Origin of the sequence: Geobacillus subterraneus, assembly GCF_001618685.1 — a bacterium.
In the GTDB taxonomy this organism is placed as follows: Bacteria; Bacillota; Bacilli; order Bacillales; family Anoxybacillaceae; genus Geobacillus; species Geobacillus subterraneus.
In genome coordinates this window covers 2,818,493-2,843,170 of the sequence record NZ_CP014342.1, presented here as the reverse complement: position 1 = coordinate 2,843,170, position 24,678 = coordinate 2,818,493, and the positions used below count along the sequence as shown (strand labels likewise).

The following is a 24,678-nucleotide window of genomic DNA, read 5'->3' as shown; positions in this document are numbered from 1 at the left end:
TTTCCCCGGCGTCGGCCGCCTGTTTCATGCGGGCGCCGCGCCGGATTGTTTTTGCTTTCGGCCGGGGCGGAAACTTGATTTCTTGCAGTTCGTTTGTTCATAATAGATGAGGATAAAAAACATGATTTAGGAGAGTTGAGGGCGAATTGGCGATCAATGATTTGTTGCAATATGTCCAAGATGCGTATGCGTCATTAACGGAGTTAAGCATCATGATTGTGGATAGCAGCGGCAATCCAGTAACGAAAGTATCGAATATGACCGAGCTGGCGGAGCTCGTTTTATTTGTTGCGAAAAAGAGGGCCTCATCATTTTTTTGCCCCGAGGAGTTGGCGGTTGACGGGTGGCGTCGGCCGGCCGTTGTACCAGCCGGGCATTTAGGGATGAAAAGCATCATGGCTCCTGTGTTTGTCGACGGGAGGGCAGAATATTGGATTTGGGCTGGCGTGTTTATAGAAGAAGAAACGAAATGGCTCATTTGCGAACAGCCAGTTTCCGATGCCCGGGAGTGGACGGCCGCCCTCGAACAGGCAGACGCGCTGCCGGCCCGGGCGATCGAAGCAAAGCTGAACGAGATCGAAAAGATGGCGGCTATTTGTGGAGAGTTGATCGGCGGCGAGCGCCGCAAACAGAGGTACAATGAATACGGACAGCTGCTGAAAACGGCGGTAACCGATCGCGCTGCCCTAAATGGTGCGGATAAGCTGCTTCACCAGCTGCGCAAGATGGACGAGCGCCTTGATATGGCGCTGTATATTGAAAAGTGCCAGCAAGGATGGGTGGTGGCGGCAACGAGCGGCGGGAAAGCCGGGCAGCTATATGGCAAGATGGTTGATGAATTGTTTCCGCCGCTCTCTTTCCTCGAACCACCGCTCTATCCTGCTTATTTTCAAGATGCGGCGTTAGATCCGCGCTTTTCATTTTTTGTCCGCCATGGCATCCGTCCGAAAGCGATGATCGTATATCCGGCGGTATATGGGCGAAAAGCGGAAGGGTGGGTCGTTGTTGGCAGCGAGACTGCCTCCTCGCTGCCGGAGGCAATGCAGCCGCTTGGCGCCGCGCTCGTTCAATACGGGCATTTGCTTGCGCGATGTGCGGCCGCTGATGCAAAAATGGACCGTCATTTCATGCGCTTATCAATGTTAATCGAAATCGGCCGAGCGATGCGCGTTGTACAACAGGAGGAAGAAATCGTCCGCATGATGGCCGAGTTCGCGATCGAGCTTGCTTATGGCGATTTCGTTTGCGCGATATTGTGCGGCGGCAAGGCAGTCACCGTTCATGAAGGGGCGATTTCCGACGAGATGGCGTCCTGTTACCGGGATGATGTGCTCCGCCGTTATGGCCGCGGCATTGAACAGGTGGCGAAAAACCAAGTCCCGGCTTTGCGCCAAGTGGGGGACAAAACAGTAATGGAGGTGCCGTTTTTTGTCCGCGACGGTCATTATGGCGTTCTTGCCGTCCATTTAAAGGAAACGGACGAAGCGAAAGAGGCTGAAGTGTATATGACAGCGCTAGTGTCCGTCGGAGTGATGATGATGAATGGCGCCGCTCAAGGAGGGGGCGGGCAGGCGGTCAATGTTCAAATGTTGTCTGAACAACTGACGGCTCGGGAAATGGATGTGCTTGAACTGCTTGTCCAAGGCTGCAGCAACCGCGAAATTTCAGAACGGCTGTTCATCAGTGTCCATACAGTGAAAAATCACATCACGAATATTTTTCAAAAGATAGGTGTCAATGACCGGTCGCAGCTGATTGCCCTTGTGTATCAGCTAAGTCACCGCCGGCAGCGTCATTAGGGGAGCATCATCGGACGATAGGAGCCATGATGTTCCTTTTTTATCATGCAAGCTAAGGAAGTGTTGTATTCGAAAGCGAACGCTGGGGACAAAAAGTGTAGGAAATTGGAATGGAATCCATTTTGTATTATAATGATAATATAGTAAATAAGCACTATTTTTCCTGTAGGGGTGGAACAATAAGGAAGAAAAGATAGCATTCCAATCCGTTTTTCCCAGCATCCGAGCGTGTTATAGTGAAAAAGCTGCCATGTTGCGTTTGACTGCGCGTGCAAGCAAAGAAAGATAGGGGAATGCCGATGAAGCATGTCATCATGATCCGAACGATGACGATCATGAAAACGGCAGACATCTTAAAAGCGATGGACATTACCGAGCAGCTGGCAAACGAAGTGGGATTTTTGCCGCGCGACTGCCTTTTTCTTCGCTTGGCGACGGAGGAAGCGTGTACGAACGCGTATGAATATTGTCAAAAAACAGGAAGACTACCGTTTAGAATATTTTGGAAAATGGACACAACCCAGTTCACGATTATTGTGAAGCAGCGAGGGGGGTGCTTTTCCGTCGCCAAAACCGACGGCGTGAACACCGGGCCGCGCGGCAGGGGGCTGCAGCTAATCGCCCATATTGTCGACGATGTATACGTGAAGCGAACGGGAAATAACGTTTTGCTTTGCATGTGCAAATGCAAAAAAAATGAGTAACCATTGGAGGAAGCAGGATGGAGACGAAACAAGGGGCAATTTGCACACTGACATGGACGGAAGATATCACATTAAATAATGTGGAATCGTTTCGCCAAGCGCTTGAACGGCTGTTAGCCGAACAGGCTGACCAGTTGATCGTTAACATGGAAGCGGTCAACTACATCAACAGCGCCGGGCTCGGCATGATCGCCGACAGCGTGATGGCCGCCAGAGCCCAGCAAAAAGAACTGGTCGTTGCCGGAGTGACAGGGTCACTCGCGGAAATTTTCCATATTGTCAAATTTTCTTCGTTTATTAAATTATTCGCCACAGAAAAGGACGCCATCGATTATTTCAGCGGAGAATGACGTTTCATGATCAACGGGTTTTTGGAATATCTTCGACACTACAAAGACTTCGCATGGCGGGAACTGCTCGACAGCCTCGAAAAAATGAACGTGCTGTTCGCACCGCGTGATGATGTATACTGGTTGGCGGCGCCGGATCAAAGGAAAATATTGTTTATTTCTTCGTCATGTGAGCAGCTATACGGTCTGCCTCCGGCCGCTTTTTATCATGATACAGATGTATGGATCAAACTATTATACCCCGATGACCGCGCTAAGGCGGAGGAAAAGTGGGCGTTCCCTCGGGAAGTTGAAGCGAATGTGCAAACATATCGCATTGTTAACCAGCGGGACGGGTCTGTACGCTGGGTGCTTGAGCGGACGGTTCCCGTGCTTGGCGAACCGGAGGAAGGAAAATTGATCAGCGGCTTTGTCACGGACATTACGGAGGCGAAACGGAACGGAGATGAGCTTCGGCTCGCTGAGCAAGTGTACGCCGCCATCGAACAGGCGATGCTCGTAACCGACGGTGAGTTCGCCGTTCGGTTCATCAACCCGGCGTTTACGAAAATCACCGGCTACAGTGCAGAAGTCATCGGCCAGCCGCTGCATACGCTTTATGCCGGCTATTATGATTCCTGGTTTTACGAAGTGATCAAAACCGGAATTGACGAAGGCGGGGAATGGCAAGGACGGGTGCGCTGGCGGCAGAAAAACGGCTCCGTGTCTGTTAGGCGAACGACGGTGCGAGCCGTTTATAGCCAAGAAGGGGGCATTTCCTTTTACTTGTTTTTGTTTTCCGGCCCGTTCCGCGAGTCGCCTTACGTTGAGGCGATGAAGGATGATTTAACGCTGGCCCGCGAAGTGCAGAAGCGCGTATTAAGCAAGCCGTTGTCAGCCAACGGGATCGGCATCGCTGGAACATACATCCCGTCGCAGGAGCTGGGCGGCGACATGTATGCATGGTATCCGATCGACAAACAGCGGTACGGTATTTTTTTAATGGACGTGATGGGTCACGGAGCAGCGGCTTCGCTGATTTGCATGTCGGTCCGTTCGCTTCTTAACGGCATCATCCGCAAAGGGATCGTTCCGAAAGAAGTGTTCCGCGAGCTGAATAGGCATATGCGCCAGCTGTACCATGAAAACGGACGGATGACGTATTATTTCACCGCCGTGTATGTCCTTGTTGATGTGGAGGAACGGGTGATCGAGTATGCATCGGCCGGCCATCCGCCAGGGTTTTTGTTCCAGCCGGACGGCACGGTGGCCGAATTGGATCGCGGTTGTGCGCCGATCGGGCTGCTCCCGCGCCTTTTCATCGAGAGCGGTCAGCTGCGCTATGAACCGGGAGCGACGCTTGTATTGTATTCCGATGGAGCCATCGAAGGGGAGGTGGGTTCGGTCCGGAAAAATATCGAGGCGTTCCGCGATGCGTTGGCGCCGTATGTTTCGCTCGACGAGCGTGCGCTGTTAGCCCGCCTGCGCCGCCATTTTGCCCAAAAAGGGCCGCTTTCGGACGATTTCTCGGCGGTGGTCGCTAAGCTGGGGTAAAGAGGGGAGAAAAGCTGTCCATGTCGGCCAGTTTGATATGGCGATCATGGTCGGTTTCCCCATTGTGCAAATGGAAAGGATGTCCCGCTTTTTCGGGCATCCTTTTTCACATGCTACGAAAAGATCAACAAATTCATTCCCGCTGCAAACACAATGAAAGAAGCCACATTTTTAATCCGTGTATGCGGCAGGCGTTCAAACCATTTCAGCCCTGCGTGTACACCTGCTAATACAGCAACGGCCCCAAGCAAAAAGTAAAGAACGAACGAATCGGTAAAGTCTCCATGAATGCCATGCAAAAGGATCGTAAAACTATTCATGATGACAAAGGACGCTTGGAGATTGGCATGATAGCTTTCTTTTTCTTTATAGCGCATCAGAAAGTAAAAGACGAAAAAAGGACCGCCTACGGCGAAGATTCCCCCGATCATTCCGCCGATCAAACCGATCAACATAGGAAAGACGGGCTTTTCAAATGATCGGGCATAACCGTTTTTTTCGCTCATATAAAGATAAATAACCATCCCCATGAGCACAAGGCCCAACAGTTTTTGCATGGCCTCTGTCTCGCCGTAGAAGTTCAGGATAAAGAACGACAACACGCGCCCCGCTAAGGCGAAACTCAAAATCAAAAGAAGGTCTTTACCGCGAATGGATTTTCTGAATTTGACCGCCACGTGGAGCGATATAAGGATGGTCAAAGCGAGCACTAATAATGTGCTGTCCTTAAACGTTAATAAAATCGGCAAAAGTCCCATAGAAAACAAGCCGAAGCCAAACCCGCTCGCCCCTTGAATGAAACTGCCGACAAACAGAATGGCAAATACGAAAATAAGCTCCCACATATGTTGTCATGCCTTTCATGAAAAATGTCGCCGCCTGCCCATGCCAGCTGCTGAGCTCATCACGCAAAAGGAACGCTTCTTAGTCTACTATATACGTATTTTTCATAAATACCACCCTTTTAGGGAAACTTTTCATCTTCGCCGATCCGAAGATGGCTCAGAACTCTGGGCCGGAAAGTCTTGACCGCCCTTGACGTATGGATTTCTTGCCTGAATTTAGGTTAAAATGACAATTGTACTGTTCATAGCGAATACAATATAAAAAAGGCAGGAGGGGGGAAGGCATATGGCGGTGACGAACCCGGCTGGATTTTGGAAGCGGCTGTTGGCTAACTTGTTGGACGCTATTGTGATCGGCATTCCGATTTCGGTCATCGGCTATTTGATTACGGGTAGTATGGAAACGAACTGGTTTACGACATTGGCCAACTTGCTTTACGCTTTAGTTGTTCCGGCGGTCTGGTATGGCTATACGGTCGGCAAACGGATGATTGGCATCCGGATTGCAAAAGTAAACGGCGGCAAAGTCGGCATCGGCACGATGTTTTTGCGCTCGTTCGTCGGCGGAATCGTTTATTTTATTACGTTTGGCATCGGTCTGATCATCAGTGCGATTATGGTAGCTGCAAGGGAAGACAAACGATCGATTCACGATTTTATCGCCGGCACGTATGTGACAACAGAAAAGCCGACGGCGTAAACAAGGAAACGAGCGGGCTTCCAAATGGAGGCCCGCTTTGTTATGTCGATGGCTCAAGGTAAATAAATTCCGGGTGCGGGTGGCTTAGAAAGTCATGGTGGGAAATGTCCCAGCCGTAGGCGCCGGCACAGCGGAACAGCACGATGTCACCGACGCGCAGACGGGCGCAAGGCACATCCCGGGCCAATACGTCGTTTGGCGTGCACAACTCGCCGGCTAACGTCACCCGTTCATTGAACAAAGACGGGCGGTCGAACGGGTAAGGCCATTCGTTGACCGGAATAATGAGAAACGGATGGTTCATTTTCCAAGCCGCCGGCAGCCGGAGATGATGGGTGCCGCCGCGGAGAATCGCAAAATACGTTCCGTAATTGTTTTTCAGATCGAGCACTTCTGCAGCGTAATATCCGCTATGAGCGGTGATCAAACGGCCAAGCTCAAAAATGACGGTCCAATGCCGGGAAGCGTGGCGGCGCAGCAGAAGGTTCAGTTCTTTGGCAAACCAATCCCAGTGAAACGGCCGATCCGGATCGCTGTAATGGATGCCGACTCCGCCTCCGACGTTAACGACCGAAAACGGACGCCTGTATGTTTTTTCCGCTTGCGCGACGAACGACAGGCACGTTTCGATAAAAGAAAGATGGGCCTGCTCGTCGGTATGATTGGACATCGAATGAAAATGAAATCCTTGCAGATCCACAGATGGAAGCGCCAGCGCTATATAGATGGCTTCGGCGATATGCCGTTCGTCGATGCCAAATTGGGTCGGTTTTCCAGCCATATGCAGTGTCGCGCCTGAGGCAGCTTGCCGCAAATTGACCCGCAAGAGCACGCGCGCGGTCGTTTGCCGTTCGGCGGCGATCCAGCTGAGCCGCTGCAGTTCCCAAAGGCTTTCGATATGAATGAGAGCGACGCGCGCCTCGAGCGCTGCGATAAGTTCCTCATCCGTTTTTCCCGGCCCACCGAAAATGACCGGCGCATCAGAAAACAGGCGGCGGACTTTTTGCAGCTCGCCGCCCGAGGCGACTTCAAAACCCGTGACATGTGGCGCGACCGTTTTCAAGATGTGCTCATCCGCGTTCGCCTTCACGGCGTAAAAGAGCTGCACGGAAGGGGGAAGCGGGGCAGATAAGCTTGCTGTGTGGGCGCGCAGGCCTTCCAAGTCATATACATAGGCGCAAAGCGGAGACCGCTGTTTGGTCTTGCGGCTTGCGATCGTTTGAATGACAGTATTCAATCGTTCCATGTTCGTCCTCCTGTGGAGATGTTCCATAGTTCTTTTCGCCGCCAAAAGGCAAGGACGCAAAGAAGGCAAAGCCATCCCATCGCATAGCCGGCGGTTTTTGCCCCCGCGTACTCGGCGATGGCGGTAAGCAAAAGCGTGCCGAGCGGGATGAAGCCGCGGTCCATTAAGGCGATGCTCATGATCCGCCCGCGCAGCTGATCCGGAACGGTCAGTTGGACGGCCAGGCGGCATAGCGTCCGATACAGCTGCCCGGTCAGCCCGGCCAACGCCATGGCGGCAAGGCAAAGCAGCTGATGTTCAAACGAGACGATCCATAGAAGCAACGATAAAGAAAAGGCGAGCAATGAAACGATCAGCCATTTGCCGACCGCCTCGACCGGCCGGAAGGAAAGCCAAGCCGTACCAAGCAATGCCCCGGCGGATGAGACGGAAAGAAGCAAGGCGAAATCCCCGGCATCGCCTTTGGCCAACGCGTCAACAAGAAGCGGGGTGACCGCCGAATAGGCAAAGCCGAACGTCATCGGGATGAGCGAAAGGGCGAGCAGCGCCCGGATGAGCGGGGTATCCCTGATATAACGGATGGCTTCTCCTTTGTCGCCTTCCGCCGGACGCACAGCTGGGCGGCGGGGACGGCCGTCCTCTAAAGACGATACCGCAAGAGCGGCGGCAATAAGCAGCGCGCTGTAGACGACAAGCAGCGGGGCGCCATCCATCGAAGCGAGCCACCATCCGGCCGCCGCCGGCCCGAACATTTTTCCGATATGAAGCGCGGCGGTATGCAGTGAAATGGCGCTCGAGAGTGCCGCGCCTGGAACAAGATCAGCGATATACGCATTGCGCACCGCCGTCTCAATGGCCATAAAAACCGAACGGACGAAGACAGCGGCAAACAGCCAAATGAGGGAGGACGGCTCATGCAACAGCCAGGCGATCGCCAAAGTAGATCCTGCCATGCCAAGCAAGGAGGCGGCCAGCACTTGGCGCCGCGGAAGGCGGTCAGCGAGCACTCCGCCGAGCCAACTGAATAGAAAGATCGGCAGCAGCCGGCAAACGTTGAGAACGCCGAGGTCGAGCGGCGAGCGGGAAAGCTGCAGCACGGCCCAGTTTAAAACGATGAAATCAGCCCACTCCCCGATGCGCGCCGGCAGCGTTCCGCCCCAATAAATCCGGAACGGACGCCAAAATAATGCGAAGGAAGGGGACGGTTTTTTTGATGTCAGAAGCATATCGATTTCCCCTTATCGGTTTGTTGCTAGCGGATTCGGCACGGAAACGAAACAATATGTTTTCGCCTCTGGCTGCAGCCGCATTTTTGTCAGCGCCTTATGGTCGACGAGCGGCCGGTATAAAGCTTGGCGGTCTTCGTCTACCGCGAACGTTAGGCTCGGGTCTTTCGCCAATTCGGCAAACACCGCATCACATTGGCGGCGGACGCACGCCCAGCCTTGTTCCTCGGCGATGCCCCATCGGCGGCTGATATGCCGGATGATTTCCCCAAGCTGATTTTGAAAGACCGTATAAAACACTTTGTTTTGCACTTCACGCAAATCGTCGGTGACGGTGATCGAGTCCGGCCGGACGTCGATCTCGAGCCCTTGGCGCGTGAGGCGCGGCCGGTACAGACGGATGCCGCCCCAGTCACGAAACAGCAATTTGACCGGTTTTCCTTGTCGAAAGACAGGAACCGTATTTTGTAAATGTCCTTCCAGTCCGATGCCGTATTTGACAAGCAGCGTCAAAAAGCCACGGACGGCGATGGCGGCGTACTCGTGAAGAAAGGAAAGCGCCGTTTCGTGGGACGATGGCCGGCCGCACCCGCTGGCGTACGCTTCGATGATCTCCACGATGATCGTCTGGCCGCTAAATGGAGATGGGGCATATAAGGCGGTGCCGGCAATGGCGACTTCCCCTTCGCCGATGAAACGGCCCAGTCCTTCGCGATAAATGACCGATAAGTTCCGTGCCTTTTTTGGGTCTTCCGAGCGGAACGAGCAGCCACCGATTTCACAAACGGGAAGAAAGATGCCGGACAATATGTTTTCCCTTTCCATAATCGTGCGAAACAGCCGGCTGTATGCCGCGCCGTTGTTGGCCGACTGGGGGGAAATGGACCTGACCGTCGAGGTCATTTGGCTATGGACGGCGGTTTTGATATACAACGGTGCTTCTTTCGCCAAAACGGTCCGGAACGAGGCGGTCGCCTGCGCCGGGATCGTCACCCCTTCGATCAGCCAAAGGCGGCCGTCGCGCAGCTCCTCACGGTAGACGTCAGGAATGATATGCCCGTATTGCCAAGGGTGGACAGGTACGAGCACATAGTCTTCCAGCTGCTTGTTCGCTTGCCGAAAGCGTTCCGCAACCGGGCGGCGCAACGACGGGAAACGGTCGAGCAAGAAGGCGTTCGGGTCCTCGTATCCATCAAAACGAAAATCGCACAAATTGCGTCGGACGGCGACGATCGGCAGCTGCGGTGCGCCGCCAAACTCCGCCGAGTAGGCAAACACATCCTCCGCAGACATCGGCAGTTTCGTTTTGGCGCCCGGATGGAGAGGATGTCCTTCAATGCAAAGCTGTTCGAAAAACAGTGTCGGGCAAAATGACGGGTCGCTCTGCCGCTGTTCAATGTAGGCAAACAAGTCGTCAGCTTCCGTCCGCATCATCCGGCAAGTTTCCTCAAAGTGCCAATAGGCAAGCGCCAAATTGGCGGTACCGTTTTCCAACTCTTTTGCCAGCTGTGCCCATGCTTGTTCCTCGCCGGCCGCTTTGATGAGCGGCGTTAGCAACGAAAGGAAGGAAAGGGCGTCCCGCACCGTTTGGATGCCTTCGCCGATCCAAACGACCTCTTCGCCGACGTCGCATTGGCGGAAGGCGGACTCGCCGCGGATCGGGATCAGCAAACATTGGCCGGGAGCAACGGGGAACAATTTATACATGATCCCTTCTTGCAAGTGGGCGGCCGGCAGCTGGCGGACAGCCGGTTCCCATTCTGGCGTCAGCCCGTGCCAGTTCGTGATATACACTGAGCCGATTACTTGCAAGTTGTAGGAACGGGAGTGTAGACCGAATACGTCCTCCCGCAGCAACGCGGCGACAGTGCGCTGCAACATCGTTGTTCGCGCCCGCTCGACATGGCGGAAGTAAGCAGGAAGCCGGTCAGGGAACCGTTTCCGGATGAATTGTGCACATTCCTGCTCGTGCGGATAGAGCGTCATAGGAGCCGTCGGGGCGAATAAACGGGTGCTCATCGTTTTCATTCCTCCCTTTTCCATTTGGCCAGCGGATTGGCCGTTTCAATGAAATGATTGCGAAGATCGTCCGTTAAGCGCATAGCGACGAGCGCTTTCATCGGCAGCATCGGGGAAAATAGCGCTTCGCGATCTTGTTTGATCTGTTCTTTGATTTCGCTGTCGCGGGCAAGCAAAGCGAACGCCTCTTCGATCACGTCGGCCAGCGTCTGCCAAAAGAGTGGCTCTTCCACAGAGAATACGCGAGACAGGCAGGCGATCAGCTCGCCAAGATGGTTGTGAATGACAGCATGGGTGAATGTGTGCTGCAGCTCGGCGATATCCGCTGTCACAATGCTTGACGGTGCGAGCTCATCGAGCGGATAGCAATGACGTCCGAAGCGGCCGGAATGAAGGCGAATGCCCCCTAAATCGCGAATATGCATCGCCTGAGGCACACCGCGGCGAAAGACAGGGACGCTGTTTTGCAAGTGGGCTTCGAGACTGATTCCGTACTTGCATAAAAGAACGAGCAGCGGCGGAATGAGCGTTTCCGCATATTGACGAAAAAATGACAAAGCCGCTTCATGCATGGAGCTTGCCGCTTGATCTTCCGCATATTCCTCGACAAGTTCGGCCGCCACGGGTTTGTTGCTTAGGAAAGACGGGGAAAGAAGCGCCACGGCCGGCAGCGCGATCTCCCCTTCAGCCAGTCCGCGTTCCGGATTGTCCCGGACGATGGCCGAGAGCTGTTTGCCAAGGGCCGCCGTCTCCTCGTCCGTTCGGCCGCGAGGCAAGAAGCAGATGCCTGCCTTTTCACTGACGATCCGAAAGCGGGGGGCGAGCCGTTCGTTTGTGAGTACATCGGCCAGCCATGCCGATAATCGCGGCCCATTGGCTGCCGCCGCCGGGGATACGGTGCGGATGGCGCTTGTCATTTGCACGTTGACCGGCGTTTTCAAATGATCGCCGGAAGCGCTGGGGATCATAAACGTCCGCACGGAAACGAGCGGATAAGCAGGCAGTATGCCGCCATCGATCGGAACGATGGTTTGTGCGGCCAGCTCTTGTTGGAAGCGCTGTTGGATGACGTGTTTCCATTGCCATGGATGAACAGGGATGACGTCGTATTCGCATTCAGACAGGCCGTATGCCCGCAACGTGTTTTGTACAACGGACTGCAACGTTTCATCTTGTTCGTAAACCCAATCTGCCATCCGTCCGTAGGAAAAGGAAACAAAGCGGCAATGGCTGCGATGCACCGCCAGCAAGGGGAGAGAGACAGTGGCTTCCCATTCCGGCGAATACTCAATCATATCTTGGACGCTGAAGCCAAGCCTTGTTTTGGCGCACGGATGCAGCGTATGTCCGTCAATGACCGACTGTTCATAAAAGACGAGCGGACTGAACGGGCGCCGCTGAGCGCGCACCCACTCGAGCGAAGAGGAGCACTTCCCGTAGGCGTCGCGCCGCCGGCTTCTTCGCCGCTCGGCCGCGGCTAAGGCGAGCGCATCGTTCACAACGCTGTTGGCGATTTCGGCGCAAAATCCGCTCCAGTTTGGCGCGGAACCGATGAGCCCTTCGCTCCGAAGAAGCTCGAGCAGCTCCAAAGGAGAGGAGAGGGGGGTTCGCTCCTTTCCGTCGAGCAGCCAAAGATGCACAGTGACAAATTGACCGAGGCTGAACCGTTCGGCTACTGCCGCGTTGATCTGTTTTGTCCCGGAAAGGGGGATGAAAAGTTCCCATTCTTCCCCGGCGCGCTTCCAGATGACCCGGTCAGGGGGAATGAGCCGTTCGCGAATGAGCGCCTGCAGCAGCCGGCCGGCGATGCGCCGCCGGCTATTTGGCAAAATAGACAAAAACAAACGAGCCAGCGACGGATCAATCGTTTGTAAAGACTGATAGGTTTTCTCTTCCTCATCAAGAAAGAGGTGGATCGAATGCAAGGGAACCCCTCCATTTGATAACGATTATCAATTTCGATAAAAATCATAATACAAATGATTATCATTTTCAACATGAAACAAAAAAATGGTCCTTCTGTACAAGGGGAGGAAGCGGACAGTAAGAAAAACCGACTAGTTCGTTCGATTGGATGGCCGATCATCAGGCGATTTTGCCGCAGGACAAAACAAAAGCGAAAACGGGGGCCCCATTGTCGAAGCCCCCGTTTTTGATCATAGCGATTTGTTTTCCCAGATGGCGTTCGCCAGCAGGCGGAACAGGTAGTCGGTATGGTCACGGAATCCAGCTTCAAGCCCGATCAACGTGACGTCGGCGTTTCGTTCGCGGACAATGACAGCCGCCCCTTGGGCAGCATCGCGGTTTTTCCAATGCCCGGCGACGAAGAAGCCTGAATCGTTCATAAATGTCGCTTCGATGATATCATTGCCCGTATTTGTATACCATACCGGGCGGTACACAAAGCCGATGTCGTCTTGGCCGTAGCCGACGGTTGTCCCTGTGCCGCTGTAGTTGACGCGGACGATGCCGTTGCTGTTTGAGCCGCCGATATGAACCGTGTCATCGGTGAGGCCGAGCGTGTAGGTCGCTCTTGACGCCCCAGCGCCGACAGCGATATATTTGCCGCCATGTTGGACAAATGCGGTGACGTTGGCTTTGAAGGCGTTGTACTGCTCTGCGCTTTGCAAGCCAAACTCTTTATTGGCGGCACTCAATTTGAAAGAAATCAAGTTTTCCGTGCCGCTGTAAATAAAGACGTCAAATCCGTCAAGACCGTTTGCGGCCACTTCGACAGGCGTCAATTCAGTCACTTGGAAGCCGAGGCGCTGCAGCGCCAGCTTCGTGCCGGAATGGGATTGCTGTTTATTCATCCCGCCGTCCTTCAATAGGGCGATGCGGACGCTTGTAATCGGTTCGGCATCAGCCGGAACAGCGGCGGTAGAAATATGCAGTCCCGATTCTTTCACCGCTGCTGCGATGCGGTTGGCCGGCGCTTCCACATAGAAGTTTCCGCGCTCATCGCGTTTGACGGCAATGCCTTGTTGCAACAGCGTATTCACGAGACGGACGGCGCTGACCGAGCTGTTCGGAATGAGGTACGGGCCTTTCCCGGTTAACGACCCTTGCACTTGGACGTTTCCTACGTTTGTCGCTGGGACGTTCACCTTCTCGTTAACAGGGATGGCCGCAAATCCCCATAATTCCGGCAAACTCCATGCCGAGATGTCATACATCGCCGGCGTATCGTCCGTAATGTCTTCGCCATCCCAAAGCATTGTGTTGGCTAAGCCCGCTTTTGCCTGGTCCATCGGAACGATGTACGTCCCTTTCGGATACGTTGTCCCGCCTACGGTAAACGGCTGCGCCGCCTGTTTCACTTCAATGTCATTGCGGAGCAGATGTTCCACCGCTTTTAAGGTGACGGTCGGATCAGTTTCATCGACCGGCAAAATATAGGCGTTCGGGAAAAAGCCTTCCGGATGATGCGGATGGCTGAATGTAATTCCACGTTTAAACATTTCAATTTGGTCGGCGATCATTTCTTGCTTATGTTCAACAGCGAATTTCAACGCGCCCATAATCGCGTTGTATTGCCAACGAACGCCGTCCCAATCGTTAGTTGGCGCTTCGAGCGTGTGACCGTAAGCGCCATGGTACATGGCGTACATAGGCGTGAAAATCGGCGGATAGTCATCCCAGCCGGCCGCGTCGTCTCGATACGGAATATAGACGCCTTCCATCGATTTGTACAGTTCGCCTTGATAAGAGGCTTTGTCGGCCAGAATTTCCGCTTCCATCGCTTTTGCCTGCTCGAGCGCCCATTTGATGTACAAATCATATTCATAGTTCGGGTTATGCGGCGGCGTGCAAGGCTCGATCAGCCCTTGCAGGTTCGGCCCATAGTTTTTGACATACCCATGCGTATCAAGGAAGACCATGGGATTCCATTCTTTGATTAATTCTACGGTTTCCCGTGTTTCCGGTTGCGACTGGGTGATAAAATCGCGGTTCAAGTCGATTCCCACGCCGTTAAACCGCGTCGCCTGCACGCGTCCATCCGGGTTTTGCACGACGTTAAAAATGAGGACGGTGTTCGCTAAAATTTGTTTCGTCACGTGATCGTTTTGTGTGGCGAACCGTTCAATCAGTTGAAGAATGGCGTCCGTGCCGACAAATTCAGTTCCATGGATTGAACCGTTGATCATAATCGGCACTTTGAAGTCTTCGTTGTTCGCCACCCATTCTTGCGCTTTGCCCGGATTTTTGAACATTTGCTTCCGGAGCGCCTGAATTTTGCCGAATTTGCCGCGCGTCGACGGGTCGGCAATCGTGACGACATAAAGCGGATAACCGTTCACTGATGTTCCTCTCACTTCCACCTTGACGCGGTTCGACCGCTTTTCAATTTCGTTCAGTTTGGCGCCGATTTGCGAAAACTTGACAAAGTCATAGTTTTCTTGGTTAAACAAGCTTCCGTTTTGTTCTTCAAACGCATTGACGTTCGTCCATTTGACCGGTCCGGCTTGCGCAGCTGTCCAAGGGGAAAAGGCCAGCAAACCAACGGCAAGCGCGCCGCCGATCATTTTCTTTTTATCCATGAATGATCCTCCATTCTATTGATCTAGCAAATGAATATTTATAAGACAATCGTTATTTTAATGCAATTCCTTTTTGCTGGCAATAGAAATTTTATTTCAGGCTATCGGAGAGGGCACTAAAGAAGGAAAATACATGTGTGCTGGCGAATATGTCCATGCGATAGGAATAGTAAAAAGTTTTTTGACGATAGAAAAGGGGGAAAACAGTTTGTCGTTCATGAGTTATATCATTCGCACGATGTTCGTCGTCATCCCGGGAACGGCGGCGATCGGCCTTGCGATATGCCTGGCCAACAGCATTCGCGGGGCGGCGTTTTGGTGGACATTGGCCGCTACATTGCTATTTGGCGCGATTGTCGGTTTCATTTCAGCAACGCTCAATTACCGACGGTTTGTTGCTCCGATTGCCGTCATTAACAAATATTTAGACAAGATGACAGGCGGGGACTTAACGGTGCGCGTGCCGCTGGACAGCGTGCAGCAGCTGCGGCCGATTGCCGCATCATTGAACGATATGGCGGACGCTTGGCAAAAGGTGATCGGCCGCATTCAACACCATGCTGACGAAGTGTCGCAGTTTTCCGGCCAGCTAGCCACCGTCGCCGAGCAGACGACGGGAGCGACAGAACAAATTGCGGCAACGATGGAAAGGCTCGCTGCCCATGCGGAAGAGCAGGCGGATGCGGCCCGTGGCACAGCGGCATCGGTCAATGACATTTCCCAAACGCTCGTTGACGTTGCCCGTCATACGAAAGAAGTGGCTCACAGCGCCCAAGAAACGGCGGTGAAAGCGGAAGCCGGCAAGCAGTCCGTGACGCAAATGGCTGAGCAAATGCAATTCATTTACGACCACGTTCAAGCGCTCGGCCAAGTTGTCAAAGGGCTCGGGGAGCGCTCGAATGAGATCGGGCAAATTACGGAAGCGATCACGGGCATTGCGTCACAGACGAATTTGCTGGCGCTCAATGCGGCGATTGAAGCGGCGCGCGCCGGCGAGCAAGGGAAAGGGTTTGCTGTTGTCGCGGACGAGGTGCGGAAATTGGCGGAACAGTCCGCACGTTCAGCGCAGCAAATTTCCGATCTCATTGGCTACATTCAAGAAGAGACGAAGTTGGCGATTTCCTCCACAGAGCGGGTCGTTGCTGAGGTGACGCAAGGGTTGGACGTCGTCGCTGTCGCCGGTCAGTCGTTTGCTGATATTCGCGAGGCGGTCGGTCAAGTAAGCGAACAAATTCGACAAGTATCGTCCGCGATTGAACAAATGACGGGCCATGCCCGCCAGGTGGATGAGGCGCTCCGACAGATGACCCAAATCGTTGAACAGTCAGCTGCTAGCGCTGCCAATGTATCGGCGGCAACCCAAGAACAAATGGCCTCGGTCGAAGAAATCGCCTCTTCGTCGACATCGCTCGGCCAGATGGCGGACGAGATGCGGGTGATGCTAAAGCAATTTTCAGTATGAGTAGAGAAAAAGTGTGTTTGTAAAGCTGTGGCATGGAACAAAATGGTTTGCGCATTGGCCTATTGTGCAGTAAAATAAAAAAAGTCAGTCATCATGGTTATACGCTCATCTGCTAGGGGAGTCCGGGAGCCGGGCTGAGAAAAGAACGCGATGAAGTTCTTTGACCCTTTGAACCTGATCTGGGTCATGCCAGCGTAGGGAAGCAGGCAGCGGGAACAGATGGACGCTTGGGTTGTTCATTTGGTCTTTTTGCCTTGATCGGGTTCCGTTCGTTTTGCGGAACCCGTTTTTGCGTAAATATCCCCCGTTTTTGCCTCTCTTTTGCTGGTGCGGCTGCAGGTCTCAACCACCATTTCAAAGGAGGAAAGCCGCATGGAGAACATCCGCTCGTTTATGTCGTTTCCAGCCAGCCGAAAGGTGTACATCGAAGGATCGCGTCCGGACGTGCGCGTGCCGATGAGGGAAATCGCGTTGTCGCCGACGAAAACGCCGCAAGGAGAGGTGGAAAACAAGCCGGTGCGCGTTTATGATACAACCGGTCCGTACACGGATCCTAATTTTGAACCGAATGTAGAAAAAGGATTGCCGCTTCTACGCCGCAACTGGATTGTTGAGCGCGGCGATGTCGAAGAAACGGAGCCGCAGGCAACCAGCAGCCGTGCGTTGTCGCTTCCGTTTGCGCGCCGTCCGCTGCGGGCGAAGCCGGGAAAAGTGGTAACGCAAATGCATTACGCCAAAAAGGGAATCATTACACCGGAAATGGAATTTGTCGCGATTCGCGAGCAAATTGATGCGGAAATCGTTCGCCAGGAGGTTGCTGCCGGCCGAGCGATCATTCCTGTGAATATTAATCATCCAGAAAGCGAACCGATGATTATTGGCCGCCGTTTTCATGTGAAAATTAACGCCAATATCGGCAACTCGGCCGTTTCTTCCTCGATTGAGAATGAGGTGGAAAAACTGCTCTGGGCGGTGCGCTGGGGCGCCGATACAGTGATGGATTTGTCGACCGGCAAACACATTCACGAAACGCGTGAATATATTCTCCGCAATTCGCCGGTTCCCATCGGAACAGTGCCGATTTACCAAGCGCTTGAGAAAGTGGGCGGCGTGCCGGAGAAGTTGACATGGGACGTGTATCGCGAGACGTTGATTGAGCAGGCTGAACAAGGGGTCGACTACATGACGATCCATGCCGGCGTGCGGCTGCATTACATTCCGCTCACCGTCAACCGGACGACTGGCATCGTCTCGCGCGGCGGCTCGATCATCGCCCAATGGTGTTTGGCTCACCATCAAGAAAACTTCTTGTATACGCATTTTGAAGAAATATGCGAGATTTTAAAACAATACGATGTTGCCATTTCGCTCGGTGACGGCCTGCGTCCGGGTTCCATTGCCGATGCAAACGACGAAGCGCAGTTTGCCGAACTTGAGACGCTCGGCGAGCTGACGAACATCGCCTGGGAGCATGACGTGCAAGTGATGATCGAAGGGCCGGGGCATATTCCGATGCAGAAAATCCGCGAAAACGTCGAGCGGGAACAAGAGCTTTGCCATGGAGCGCCGTTTTACACGTTAGGGCCGCTTGTCACCGACATCGCGCCGGGATACGACCACATTACATCAGCGATTGGCGCCGCGATCATCGGCGCCTACGGGACGGCCATGCTTTGCTATGTGACGCCGAAAGAACATTTAGGGTTGCCCAATAAAGAGGACGTGCGCGCCGGAGTCGTTACGTATAAAATTGCCGCCCACGCCGCTGACTTGGCGAAAGGGCATCCGGCTGCCCAGCAGCGCGACGATGCGCTCTCAAAAGCGCGCTTTGAGTTTCGCTGGAACGATCAGTTCCACTTATCGCTCGATCCGGAGCGGGCCCGGGAATACCATGATGAAACATTGCCGGCTGAGGCGGCGAAAACCGCCCACTTTTGTTCGATGTGCGGACCGAAATTTTGTTCAATGAACATCTCGCACGAGCTGCAACGGAAAATCAAAGAAGAAGGAATGAAAGAAAAGGCGGACGAATTTGTGCGCGGCGGTTCGTCGCTCTATCGGTAAGAAGAGGCTGTATATGTGTGCCGGGCGTGACTAGACGCCCGGTTTTTCTTTCGGATATTATGCCTGTACAGCGTTAGCGTGAAAAGAAAGGCAGGAAAAGCGCGTCGAAAGAGGAATCATTCACCGCGATCGATATTCTAATTGTTTCAAACGAATAATAAAATGATTTACGAGAGGAGAAGAGCTAGATGAGACAAATGGTATGCGCCCACAAAGCAACGGTTCCATCGTTCAGAGAGGCCACTCGCTAAGCACGTATTCGAACGATGGCGATGATCCGGCTTCGACCGGAACCGGACGCCCTGCCGTTTGCCTGCCCCGCGCGTAAACCATCGAATCGAAGGGGGGAGAGGCTGCGATGAAGATGGCTTCCGACTTAGTGAGAGGAATGCCGCCGTATTTGTTTTCCGCCTTTGAGCGCAAAAAAGCCGAGCTGGCGCAAAAAGGCATTGATGTCATCGACTTAGGCATCGGCGCGCCAGATTTGCCGCCGCCGCCGTTTCTTATTGAGGCGATGAAGCGCGAACTTGATGACCCGCGCAATTATACGTATTCTCCGTACGCCGGCTGCCGCGAATATCGCGAAGCCGTCGCCGACTTTTACGAGCAGCAGTATGGCGTCAAGCTTGATCCAGATACCGAAGTGCTCGCTTTGATCGGTTCAAAAGAAGGTATTGTCCATCTATTGCAGGCGCTGATCGATCCGGGGGATGCGGTGCTCGTTCCGAATCCGGGCTATCCGGTGTATCGCACCGCTATTCACCTTGCCCGCGGCACGCCGATCGATTTGCCGCTCGACGCCGCTTGTGACTACGCACCACAATTTTCCGCTCTTGATCCGTCCACATACGACCGAGCCAACATCATGCTGTTAAACTACCCAAGCAATCCAACAGCATCACTAGCCGCCATCGATGTTTTCCTCGAAGCGGTCACGCTGGCCAAAAAACACCGTTTTCTCATCGCTCATGATTCAGCTTATTCATTGTTGACATTCGGTGACGCCTCTGCCCCGAGCGTGCTGCAAGTCGATGGTGCCAAAGAAGTTGCCGTCGAATTTGGTTCCTTGTCGAAAAGCTACAACATGGCTGGTTGCCGCATCGGTTACATCGTCGGCAATCAAGAAGCCATTCGGGCGCTTTCGATCTTAAAAAGCAATATCGATACGTGTCAGTTTCTAGCGGTGCAAAAGGCGGCAGCCGCTGCATTGCGGAGAGGAATCGAAGCCGCGAAGGAGAACGGCCGCATCTACGAACAGAGGATGAAGGCCATGACGGCTGCGCTTTGGCAAATGGGCGTGCCCGTCCGGCCGCCGCGGGCGACGTTTTTCCTTTGGGTGCCGACGGCGGTTGGTTACTCCGCCGCTGAGTTCGCCGCCCGGCTGCTTGATGAGGCCGGAGTGATCGTGACACCGGGAACGGCGTTTGGCTCGGCAGGGGAAGGGTATGTGCGCATATCGCTCGCTGCCCCGACGGAACGGCTGCTCGACGCCGCGCGGCGCTGGAAGGCGATTGACTGGGAGGGACGGCCATGAAAAAGCGGATCATGCGCGGTCTTTCCGTCCCGCAGGCAATCGTCGAATGTGTAAAACAAGAGGGTGTTTCTCATTTGTTCGGCGTGCCGGGAGAAAGTTATTTGCCGCTGTTGGATGCGTTGTACGACGAACCGACGCTCCAGTTCATTTCCACCCGCCATGAAGGCGGGGCGGCGTTTATGGCTGAGGCGTATGCGAAAGCGTCCGGCAAACCGGGCGTTGTCCTGGCGACGCGTGGGGTCGGCGCGGCCAATTTGGCGATCGGGGTTCATACGGCACGTCAAGATTCGACGCCGCTTGTCGTCCTGTTAGGACAAGTGCACCGCCGATTTCGCGGCCGTGAAGGCTTTCAAGAGGTGGAACTAGACGAATGGTTTCGTCCGCTTGCGAAGTGGGCGGTCGAGATCACCGACCCTGAGCGCGTTCCAGAACTTGTGCAACGGGCGTTTCGGGTGGCGAAAACGGGACGGCCCGGGCCGGTGGTTGTCTCGATTCCGGAAGATGTGTTTACGGCAACGGTCGCTGAGGCAGTGTTGCTGGCGATGGATGCGCCGCGCCCCGCTCCGGCGGATGATGAGGTGAAACGGATCGAAGCGGCGCTCGCCGCTGCCCGCCGGCCGCTCATTGTCGCTGGCGGCGGGGTGAAGCGGGCGCGCGCTGAGCAGGCGCTGCGCCGCGTCGCTGAACAATATTCCCTTCCGGTCGCTGCCGCGTTTCGCCGCCATGACGTGTTTCCGCATGACCACCCGCTTTATGTCGGCCACTTCGGTCTTGGCGCACCGGCGGCCGTTGTTGAGACGGCCAAGCAGGCAGATCTGATTTTGGCGGTCGGCACGCGGTTGTCGGAAGTGACGACGCAAGATTATACATGGCCGCTGCCGCACCAGACGCTCATCCATATCGATATCGACGAGGAGGCGCTCGGCAAAGTGTTTTCCGCGGACATCGCTGTCGCAGCCGACGCCCGTGAAGCATTGTGGGCGCTGTCAGGGCGGCAGATTGTCCCGTCCTGGAACGAATGGGTCTCGGCGCGCCGGCGCGCCTATGAGGAAACAGCAAGACGGCCGCAGCCGCCGCGAAACGTGCAAGAAGCCATCATCGCCGAGCTGCAAGTGCGGCTGCCGGATGACGGCGTCATTACGAACGATGCCGGCAATTTTGCCGGCTGGCTGCACACGTTTTTCTCGTTCAAGGAACGGCAGCTGTATATCGGCCCGACATCAGGTGCGATGGGATACGGGCTGCCGGCCGCCATCGGTGCGAAGCTTGTTCATCCAGAGCGGCCGGTCGTTTCGCTATCAGGCGATGGCGGGTTTCTCATGACAGCGGCCGAACTGGAGACCGCGTCCCGTTATGGCGTCCCGGTCATCAGCCTCGTTTTTAACAATCGGATGTACGGAACGATTCGCATGTATCAAGAGCTTCAGTTTCCGGGACGGGTGGTCGGCAGCGGACTGGGTGAAGTATCATTTGCGAAATTGGCTATGGCGTTAGGCGCCAACGGCGTTACGGTGGGGACGGTCGATGAGTTTGCCGCTGCGTTTAAGCAGGCGCTTGTCGCGGCGAAACCGACTGTGATTGAGGTGATGACAGAACCGGAACAATTGTCCGTTACGATGAGACTTCCGGGCAGATGAAAGCGGTTGAGCAGAGTTTTCGCATGGGGACCGATTGAGATCACGAACAATGTGATGAAAAGGACGAATGTGGCAAAGCACCTGTACAGCGAACCAACAGGCAAAGGAGGATGGTTATGAAAGCGTTGAATTTTATTAACGGAAAATGGCAACCGGCTTTAAGCGGGCAATGGGCGCCGGTGGTGAATCCGGCAAACGGGGAAACGATCGGGGAGGCAGCGGTATCTGCAGCGGCTGATGTCGATGCCGCCGTTCAAGCGGCGAAAGCGGCGCAAAAGAAATGGGCGCTCGTGCCGGCGCCGAAACGCGCGGAAGTTTTATATAGAGTCGGGATGTTGCTAAAGGAGCGGAAAGAACAGTTGGCTCGGCTGCTGACGATGGAAATGGGGAAAGTGATCGAAGAGGCGCGCGGCGAAGTGCAAGAAGGCATCGATATGGCGTTTTACATGGCGGGTGAGGGGCGGCGGTTGTTCGGTGATACGACTCCGTCCGAGCTGAAAGACAAGTTTGCCATGAGCGTCCGCGTGCCGGTCGGGGTTGTCGGCATCATCACCCCATGGAATTTTCCGATTGCCATCGCGACGTGGAAGTCATTTCCGGCCATTGTCGCCGGCAACGCCGTCGTCTGGAAGCCGGCGCTTGAAACCCCGTTTATGGCGCGCGAGCTGGCAGCGATTTTCGCTGAAGCCGGTCTGCCGGATGGCGTGTTTAACGTCGTTCACGGCGATGGTCCGACGGCAGGAAACGCGCTTGTTGAGCATCCGGACGTGCCGGTTATTTCGTTTACCGGCTCGAATGACGTCGGCCGCCAGATTGCTGAGAAATGCGGCCGCCTGTTGAAAAAAGTATCGCTTGAAATGGGAGGGAAAAACGCGGTGATCGTCATGGATGACGCCGATTTGACATTGGCGGTCGACGGCATTGTTTGGAGCGCGTTCGGCACATCGGGGCAGCGGTGCACGGCGTGCAGCCGGGTCATTGTCCATGAGCGGGTGAAACAAGAGCTCGAGCGGCGCCTGCTTGAAGCGGTGAAGACGCTGAAAATCGGCGACGGGCTGGATGAAACGGTCAAGGTTGGCCCTGTCATTCATGAAGAAGCGCTGCAAAAAATCGATCGCTACGTGCACATCGGCCGGGAAGAAGGAGCGAAGCTGCTCGTCGGCGGCCACATCTTGCGCGAGGGAGACTACGCGCGCGGCTTTTATTACGCGCCGACGATTTTCACCGATGTCACACCCGATATGCGCATCGCCCGCGAAGAGATTTTCGGTCCGGTTGTGTCGATCATTTCCGTCCGCAGTTTGGACGAAGCGATCGCCGTGAACAACGGTGTCGACTACGGGTTGTCAAGCGCTATTTTCACCCGTGACGTCAACAACGTGTTTCGGGCGATGCGCGATTTGGATACGGGCATTGTGTATGTCAACGCAGGGACAACGGGAGCAGAAATTCATTTGCCGTTCGGCGGCACGAAAGGAACAGGCAACGGCCACCGCGATTCCGGCGTCGCTGCGCTTGATGTGTTTACCGAATGGCGAAGCATTTATGTCGACTTCAGCGGCAAGCTGCAACGAGCACAAATCGATACGGGTGATTGAACCGGCCTGTCGCCTCTCTGGTTGACGAACGAGAAGTGAACATACGTGATGGATGAACACGGTGGCCGAACAGGCAAAAAAGCAGCCGCCATGTGAACGGGTGAAAAAGAATCGGTGACAGAGGAGGGAGCGAGCGGTGAAGGTGCTCGTGCTTGGCGCAGGGTTGATGGGCAAAGAAGCGGCGCGCGATTTGGCGCAAAGCGAAGGCGTTGAGGCGGTGACACTCGCGGATGTCGAATTGGCCAAAGCGGAGGAGGCGGTGCGGCAGCTTCAGTCCGAAAAGCTTGCCGCCGTGCGGGTGGATGCCGGTGATCAGCGGCAGCTGTCCGCCTTAATGACAGGGCATGACGTAGTTGTCAACGCCTTGTTTTACCGGTTTAACGAAACAGTGGCAAAAACGGCGATCGCTGCGGGCGTTCATTCGGTTGATTTAGGGGGGCATATCGGCCATATTACCGACCGGGTGCTTGAGCTCCATGACCAAGCCCGGGAAGCCGGGGTGACGATCATCCCCGACCTTGGCGTCGCTCCGGGAATGATCAACATTTTGTCCGGGTATGGCGCAAGCCAGCTTGATGAGGTCGAATCGATTCAACTGTACGTCGGCGGCATTCCTGTTCGTCCTGAACCGCCGCTCGAGTATAACCATGTGTTTTCATTGGAAGGGCTGCTTGATCATTACACCGATCCGTCCTTCATTATTCGTGATGGGCAAAGGCAAGAAGTGCCGTCCCTTTCTGAGGTCGAGCCGATTTATTTCGACCGGTTCGGGCCGCTTGAAGCCTTCCATACATCAGGAGGGACGTCGACGCTGTCACGCTCGTTTCCGAACTTGAGGCGGCTTGAATATAAAACGATCCGCTATCGCGGCCATGCGGAAAAGTTTAAACTCCTCGTTGATTTGCATTTGACGCGCAACGATGTCGAAGTGGAAGTGGACGGCCACAAAGTCAAGCCGCGTGATGTGCTGCTTGCCGTATTGACTCCGCTCCTCGATTTAAAAGGAAAAGAGGATGTCGTCTTGCTTCGGGTGATCGTCGGCGGGCGGAAAGATGGAAAAGAAACGGTGTTTGAATATGAAACGGTCACGTTCAACGACCGCGAGCACAAGGTGACGGCGATGGCGCGCACCACCGCCTATACGATTTCCGTCGTCGCCCAGCTCATCGGGCGCGGGGGAATCACAAAGCGCGGCGTCTATCCGCCCGAGCAAATCGTTCCCGGAGATGTGTACATCGACGAAATGAAAAAGCGCGGAGTAGTGATTAGCGAGAAGAGAACGGTTCGTTGATAAAAAAGCAGCGAGTGATGGGAAGAGGCAAATGATCACGGTAGAAAACACGCCCGTTTCGCGGCTGGAAACGGACGTGTTTTTTTGTCTACAACGATCGTGCGGCCTGCAATAGGCATTTGGGATGGG

The 24,678-nt window shown here is 54.6% G+C and carries 17 protein-coding genes and 1 riboswitch; of the genes, 11 read left to right on the top strand and 6 right to left on the bottom strand.

Annotated features, from left to right (window positions below; translation table 11 throughout):
- Window positions 1-146 precede the first annotated feature (146 nt).
- The 4 genes from GS3922_RS13835 to GS3922_RS13820 all read left to right on the top strand — a co-directional run bounded on the left by GS3922_RS13835 (window position 147) and on the right by GS3922_RS13820 (window position 4,386).
- Window positions 147-1,799 carry a helix-turn-helix transcriptional regulator gene (locus GS3922_RS13835; protein WP_063166819.1) on the top strand — a complete coding sequence of 551 codons (1,653 nt, stop codon included), beginning with the start codon at window positions 147-149 and terminating at the stop codon, window positions 1,797-1,799.
- 299 nt (window positions 1,800-2,098) lie between these two features.
- Window positions 2,099-2,503 carry an ATP-binding protein gene (locus GS3922_RS13830; protein WP_063166818.1) on the top strand — a complete coding sequence of 135 codons (405 nt, stop codon included), beginning with the start codon at window positions 2,099-2,101 and terminating at the stop codon, window positions 2,501-2,503.
- Window positions 2,504-2,520: 17 nt separating this feature from the next.
- Window positions 2,521-2,853 carry an STAS domain-containing protein gene (locus tag GS3922_RS13825; RefSeq protein ID WP_063166817.1) on the top strand — a complete coding sequence of 111 codons (333 nt, stop codon included), beginning with the start codon at window positions 2,521-2,523 and terminating at the stop codon, window positions 2,851-2,853.
- Between the two features lie 6 nt (window positions 2,854-2,859).
- On the top strand, window positions 2,860-4,386 hold the full coding sequence (locus GS3922_RS13820; RefSeq protein WP_063166816.1) for a SpoIIE family protein phosphatase: 1,527 nt from the start codon (window positions 2,860-2,862) through the stop codon (window positions 4,384-4,386).
- A gap of 113 nt (window positions 4,387-4,499) precedes the next feature.
- Here the strand turns inward: GS3922_RS13820 and GS3922_RS13815 are convergent, their stop codons facing one another.
- On the bottom strand, window positions 4,500-5,231 hold the full coding sequence (locus GS3922_RS13815; RefSeq protein WP_063166815.1) for a sulfite exporter TauE/SafE family protein: 732 nt from the start codon (window positions 5,229-5,231) through the stop codon (window positions 4,500-4,502).
- Between the two features lie 286 nt (window positions 5,232-5,517).
- On the opposite strand from GS3922_RS13815, the gene GS3922_RS13810 reads away from it, so the two are divergent.
- Window positions 5,518-5,931 (top strand): RDD family protein, encoded by a 414-nt coding sequence (locus tag GS3922_RS13810; RefSeq protein ID WP_063166814.1) that lies wholly within the window; start codon window positions 5,518-5,520, stop codon window positions 5,929-5,931.
- Between the two features lie 40 nt (window positions 5,932-5,971).
- Here GS3922_RS13810 and GS3922_RS13805 read toward each other — a convergent pair whose 3' ends face one another.
- The 5 genes from GS3922_RS13805 to GS3922_RS13785 all read right to left on the bottom strand — a co-directional run bounded on the left by GS3922_RS13805 (window position 5,972) and on the right by GS3922_RS13785 (window position 14,963).
- The gene (locus tag GS3922_RS13805; RefSeq protein ID WP_063166813.1) at window positions 5,972-7,177 is read right to left on the bottom strand and encodes a type III PLP-dependent enzyme; all 1,206 of its coding nucleotides are present in this window, start codon (window positions 7,175-7,177) and stop codon (window positions 5,972-5,974) included.
- Window positions 7,165-8,403, bottom strand: coding sequence for an MFS transporter (locus GS3922_RS13800; RefSeq protein WP_063166812.1), 1,239 nt, complete (start codon window positions 8,401-8,403; stop codon window positions 7,165-7,167). Before GS3922_RS13800 ends, GS3922_RS13805 begins: the two co-directional genes overlap by 13 nt.
- A 12-nt stretch (window positions 8,404-8,415) precedes the next feature.
- Entirely contained in the window at window positions 8,416-10,422 is a 2,007-nt protein-coding gene (locus GS3922_RS13795; protein WP_168157892.1) for an IucA/IucC family protein, read from the bottom strand.
- 5 nt (window positions 10,423-10,427) lie between these two features.
- Entirely contained in the window at window positions 10,428-12,347 is a 1,920-nt protein-coding gene (locus GS3922_RS13790) for an IucA/IucC family protein (protein ID WP_063166810.1), read from the bottom strand.
- Between the two features lie 231 nt (window positions 12,348-12,578).
- Entirely contained in the window at window positions 12,579-14,963 is a 2,385-nt protein-coding gene (locus tag GS3922_RS13785; protein ID WP_063166809.1) for a M14 family zinc carboxypeptidase, read from the bottom strand.
- 208 nt (window positions 14,964-15,171) lie between these two features.
- Between GS3922_RS13785 and GS3922_RS13780 the strand changes: the two genes are divergently transcribed.
- The 6 genes from GS3922_RS13780 (at window position 15,172) to GS3922_RS13755 (ending at window position 24,549) form a co-directional block, all read left to right on the top strand.
- A complete protein-coding gene (locus GS3922_RS13780; protein ID WP_063166808.1) occupies window positions 15,172-16,425 on the top strand; it encodes a methyl-accepting chemotaxis protein in 1,254 nt (417 codons plus the stop codon).
- A gap of 104 nt (window positions 16,426-16,529) precedes the next feature.
- Window positions 16,530-16,643, top strand: a riboswitch (TPP riboswitch).
- 154 nt (window positions 16,644-16,797) lie between these two features.
- A complete protein-coding gene (thiC, locus tag GS3922_RS13775; protein ID WP_063166807.1) occupies window positions 16,798-18,489 on the top strand; it encodes a phosphomethylpyrimidine synthase ThiC in 1,692 nt (563 codons plus the stop codon).
- Window positions 18,490-18,847: 358 nt separating this feature from the next.
- Window positions 18,848-20,023, top strand: coding sequence for an aminotransferase class I/II-fold pyridoxal phosphate-dependent enzyme (locus GS3922_RS13770; RefSeq protein ID WP_063166806.1), 1,176 nt, complete (start codon window positions 18,848-18,850; stop codon window positions 20,021-20,023).
- Window positions 20,020-21,660, top strand: a complete 1,641-nt coding sequence (locus GS3922_RS13765) for a thiamine pyrophosphate-dependent enzyme (protein WP_063166805.1) — start codon at window positions 20,020-20,022, stop codon at window positions 21,658-21,660. The genes GS3922_RS13770 and GS3922_RS13765 overlap by 4 nt, the downstream gene beginning before the upstream one ends.
- 116 nt (window positions 21,661-21,776) lie before the next feature.
- Window positions 21,777-23,258, top strand: coding sequence for an aldehyde dehydrogenase family protein (locus GS3922_RS13760; protein WP_063166804.1), 1,482 nt, complete (start codon window positions 21,777-21,779; stop codon window positions 23,256-23,258).
- 136 nt (window positions 23,259-23,394) lie between these two features.
- Complete coding sequence (locus GS3922_RS13755) at window positions 23,395-24,549, top strand: saccharopine dehydrogenase family protein (protein ID WP_063166803.1); 1,155 nt, start codon at window positions 23,395-23,397, stop codon at window positions 24,547-24,549.
- Window positions 24,550-24,678 lie beyond the last annotated feature (129 nt).